Consider the following 4,660-nt stretch of genomic DNA (forward strand, 5'->3'; position numbering starts at 1 on the left):
TGAACAGGATATGAACGTGGTCGGTGCCGCCATCCACGTTTTTGATGTCGGCCTCGAAGTCCTCTGCAATCTCGTGAGCGACTTCGGCTACGCGCTCCAGCCGCTCATCGGTGAGGATGTCGGCTCGGTATTTCGTGACAGTCACAAAGTGATATCGGAGCGCGTAGACCGTGTGTGACCCGGATTGCAGGTAAGACTTCATTTGGCCTCACCAGATATAGCACACCCAATTCTAATAATTTTTGTGCCGTTGGGTATTCGGCCGGGCATACTCTCGTGGACTAACACACCGGGCTTACGCGATTCACGCCCGCCGTGAACGGCGGGATTCTCTCGCTGAATCCAAATAGATGCTCTCCACCAGAAAGCTCCGGAAACAGTGGTGTGTGTCGTTCCGGAAATAGCAGTATGAAAGAGGTTGGTGATCTCTTTGCCCGGAAAGCTTCGGAAACAGTGGTGTGTCTCACTACGGAAACGGAGTATTAGGGTACGAGTTGCCCCTTCCGCCAAAAGCTTCGGAAACAGTGGTGTGTACTGGGCAAGAGTAGTCTCTTTGGCCAAAAGCTTCGGAAATAGTGGTGTGTGCTGGGCAAGAGTAGTCTCTCCGCCAGAAGCTCCGGAAACAGTGGTGTGTCTTTTAGTAGTCTTTCGAGTGTTCGATATCGTTCCGCATCACAGCTTCGTCGACTTCTTCCTGCGCCGGAGTGGAGGCACCGAAGCCCGCCGACAGACGATCATCAGCTACAAGCCGATCAGAGACAGGACGCATCGCGGCTTCGGTCTTGCTACTTCTGGTAGCTAGAAGTGAGTAAAGGTGGCAATATCTCTATTACCTATCCACACGCATTGGAAAGAACGGTGGGTAAGACCGTCGATCTCCACACGATCGCGGTGAACTCCGGTCGATTACGCTTCGGAGGCCCCTTCAGGTCGGACCGGAACGGGGTCCACCAGCCGCCGGATGGCGGTCGGAGGAGAGCCGGTTCGCGATTCGGACCGTGGGTGTGTCATCGGAGTGTCCGTGAGACACTCGTCAGTTTCCGTGACCGCGACCACGATCGCGGCCCTGCCCGCGATTGCGACCACCGCCGGTGTAGCCAACGGCTTGACCGTCGCGGTTCGGATCCGCCGCACCGGTCAGCTCATCGTCGTCGATGGCGATAACCTGGACGTTGCCGACGGGGCTTGGCCCGTCGTTCAGGGAGTGGCCCCACGACTCAAGCGTGTCCCGGGCCCCGTCGGGCACGCCCTCGGACCAGGTGATACCGCCGTAGTGGTGAGTGTAGAGCCTTGGCTCCGTGATCGACTCGAGTGGGCTCTGGTCGTAGACGTAGCGGTGTAAGATCGCCTGTAGAGTTGCGTCCGGGATGGACCAGCCGCCAGGCGAGCCGGCCGTGAATTCGGGTTTGCCGTCGCGCAGGACCATCATCGGGCTCGTGCTCGACAGCGGGCGCTTCCAGCCGTTTGGCTGGTTCGGTCCGCCCGGCTCGGCGTCGAAGTCCGTCAACTCGTTGTTGATCATAAACCCTCGACCGGGAACCATCTTGCCCGAGCCCATGAAGCGCTCGATCGTTGACGTCCAGGAAACGGCGTTACCCCACCGATCGACAGTGGTGAAATGGGTTGTATTGCCGATCGCGGCCGCCGAGTCGAAGAGCTTCTCGCTTGGGTTGAAATCCGGTGGCTTCGCCGAAGCGTTCCATGGATCTCCCGGATACATGGTACTCGAATTCTCCGGGAAGACCGTGGTACCGAACTCGATCTGGTCGGCCCTCGCCTGGAGATACGCATCGGAGAGCAACTCGTCGACAGGCACGTCGACAAACTCGTCGTCACCCATGTACGCCATCCGGTCAGCCCAACAGGAGTACATCGACTCCGCAAAGAGGTGGTACTTCTCGGTCGAGCGGACGTCGTAGTCCCCGATGTTCAAGAACTCCAGCATCCGGAGCATCATCTCGATGACAGTTGGTCCGGAGCTTGGCATCGGCTGGCCGACAAGCTCAACGTCGTACCATTCTTTTCGCACCGGCTCGTTGATCTTGACGTCGTAGTTGGCCAGGTCTTCTTCGTCGACGACCTGGTCGGGGTCGCGGGCGTACTCGCTAATCGTCGCCGCCAAATCCGCGGCGACCGGCCCCTCGTAGAACCCGTCGGGACCCTCGCGCTTGATGATCTCGAAGGTGTCGGCGAGGTCGGGGTTCGTCATCGTGTCGCCCGCCTCATAGAGGTTCCCAGCATCGTCGCTGTAAGTCTCGAGAGCGGCGTCGTTCAGCTTGTGGGTGTTCCCGTGGATCTGCTCAGCTAGGAACCAATCGACTGTGAAGCCATTGCGGGCGAGTTTGATAGCTGGGTTAATTAGGCGCTGGCGGGACATGGTCCCGTACTCCTCACGCAGGGTCTCGAGGGCCATTGCCGTCCCCGGGGTCCCCATTGCCTCTCCAGTCTGGATGTTCTGGTTGTACTCGCCCTCATGGAGGTACAGGTCGGGCGTCGCGTCCTGCGAGGCGCGCTCGCGACTATCGATCACCTCGGTTGTGCCCGACGCGGCCTCGTGAACAACCGTGAATCCACCGCCACCGATTCCCGAGCCGTGTGGCTGGGTGACGTTCAGGGTGTACTGGAGGGCGACCGCCGCGTCGAAGGCAGTTCCCCCCTCCCGCAGTACCCTGGCCGCGACTCCGGCCGCAATGGGATCGACTGTCGAAACCATTCCCCCGGCTGCGCTAACCTCTTGTCCACAGTTGAACTGTGGGTGCTCGCAACTGAAGCCGCCGACGTCGGTGACTTCTTGGTACTCAGCCGTCGCCGAGCCTGTACCAAGTGCCAACGACCCGGCGCTTACGCCCGTCAGTTCCAGAAATCGGCGCCGGTTGAGCTGCCTGCCGCCGGTATCGATATCCCGTCCTTCAATCTCCTTCGTCGGGTCGATATCATCTGTCATTGTTGTTCGTGGACTTTATCATCCACAACTGAACATCTAACTAGTTAGTAATAAAGATTCGTCCCCGTATAAATACCATCTCCAAACCAGGAGAATACCAATAGCGCCGAGCAGCAGCGCATAGGATACTTCAGTCAGGGCTAGAACGCTACCGAGTACCGGATTCGAGGAAAGGTACACCTCGGTGACTCAATCAAAGCGGAGTCCGCAAACCGGAGTACTCGCACGGGATTTCAGCACCGAGCGGAATCGCCCACGCAGGAATCCCCCGGCTACAGCTCTGTCTTACCCATAAGTTCGTAGTGTCCCAACCGAGCGTTTCAGACGCTTTAACACCCGGTATAGAATCGCACAGATCGAGTTGAGCAATGATCAGGGAGAGATAGTTTTGAGAGGGTTCGGATATTCGTAGAGTGGAGCGAGTAAGCACAGTGTGACGAAGCAGACCGAGTTCTCAGTGTCGCGGTGAAGACCTCGGACTGGTCCTGAAGGAATTTGCACCCACACACCAGATTCCGAGTTAGTAGAGGAGGATGTCACGACTGAAGACTGAGTCTCATCCTCTGTATATCGAATTCTAGAGAGGAATGCCTAGAGACACACACCTGATTCCGAGTTAGTTGGGGGAACGTTGACAGGGTGACTGGCTGAGAGGAGTGTACTAACTCGGAACTAGGTGTGTCTCTACTAGTTACTAGACTAGTAAACTAGGAACAAACAGAGAACAACAACAGCAACAGCCACTAGAATAAGTACAGTTGCTAGAGTCTCTAGACCAGTGAAATCTAACAGTCGTAAATGTCCAACTCGGCAACTTTGATTGGTGGACCCGCACTCCACTACTAACTCGGAATCAGGTGTGTGTGTCCTCCACTCCAGATGTCACTGCAAGCATTTTAACCAACGAAATGAGAGACCGCCGCTCTGTTGGTTAACCACTGATCGGTCCGTTATCGGTAGCTGTTTCGTTACCATTCTCCTCAACCCCGTTCTTCCAATGTCGTATCGAGGGTTTCGCCAAGGTGCTGGGTGATATCTTCTTGATCCCATCCCAGCGTGGAGAGCATGCCCTCGGCCGCTCTGACAAGCTCCGTTTCGTAGTATGATGAATCGTACAACGCGACCCGTTCTCGCGAGGTTTTCTCGTCATCGGCAACCACGCATTCGATATCTTGTCCTGGGTGGACGGCGATGTCGTGATCGCGAGTACATTTCACCGCTGCCACATTTTGGGTATTCTGTGAGTATCTCTCCAGCGGCTTGGAAACGCGGTTCCGTTCGACGAGTTTCTCCATCGGTACTTCCCAGTGAAGTTGCGCACTCGCGTTTTCGAGAACTCTCACCTTTTCTCTAGGAACTCTCGTGAAATCCAGGGGGTGGGTAGGTATACAAACTCGGTTGGCGATGCCTGTCTCTTGGGTATTGACCGACGAGACCCGTAATCGTTGTCAGCTCAGCTGGTCAATCTGAGAAGCGCCAGCGCCGACTGGAATTGGGCGTAGTTCTCGTACATGTACTCGATCGTCTCGTCTCTCGGGATCACTGGGTACCCCTCGACGTGTTCAATTTCGAGTGACGGGCGTGACTCGAGGACGATCTGCAGCGGCCCATCCAGTTCGTCTCGGGGCTGTCGCTCGAATGCGGTGGGAAGATCGAACGAGTCGAAAAACGCCTCCCAGGTATCGACGTCCTGTTCGCGGACGGCAAGGAATAGCG

At 56.7% G+C, this 4,660-nt stretch carries 2 protein-coding genes and 2 pseudogenes; all 4 read right to left on the reverse strand.

The window, feature by feature from the left end; translation table 11 throughout:
• On the reverse strand, nucleotides 1–202 hold a 202-nt coding region (tnpA, locus tag EGH23_RS26030), incomplete at its 3' end, for an IS200/IS605 family transposase (RefSeq protein WP_220582897.1).
• 831 nt (nucleotides 203–1,033) lie between these two features.
• Nucleotides 1,034–2,944, reverse strand: a complete 1,911-nt coding sequence (gene ggt / locus EGH23_RS26035) for a gamma-glutamyltransferase (RefSeq protein ID WP_220582898.1) — start codon at nucleotides 2,942–2,944, stop codon at nucleotides 1,034–1,036.
• Nucleotides 2,945–3,924: 980 nt separating this feature from the next.
• Nucleotides 3,925–4,317 (reverse strand): annotated as a pseudogene (locus EGH23_RS26040) (type B DNA-directed DNA polymerase); the annotation flags it as partial.
• Between the two features lie 80 nt (nucleotides 4,318–4,397).
• Nucleotides 4,398–4,660, reverse strand: a pseudogene (locus tag EGH23_RS26045) (RNA polymerase subunit sigma-70); the annotation flags it as partial.

It is taken from the genome of Haloarcula nitratireducens, from assembly GCF_019599505.1.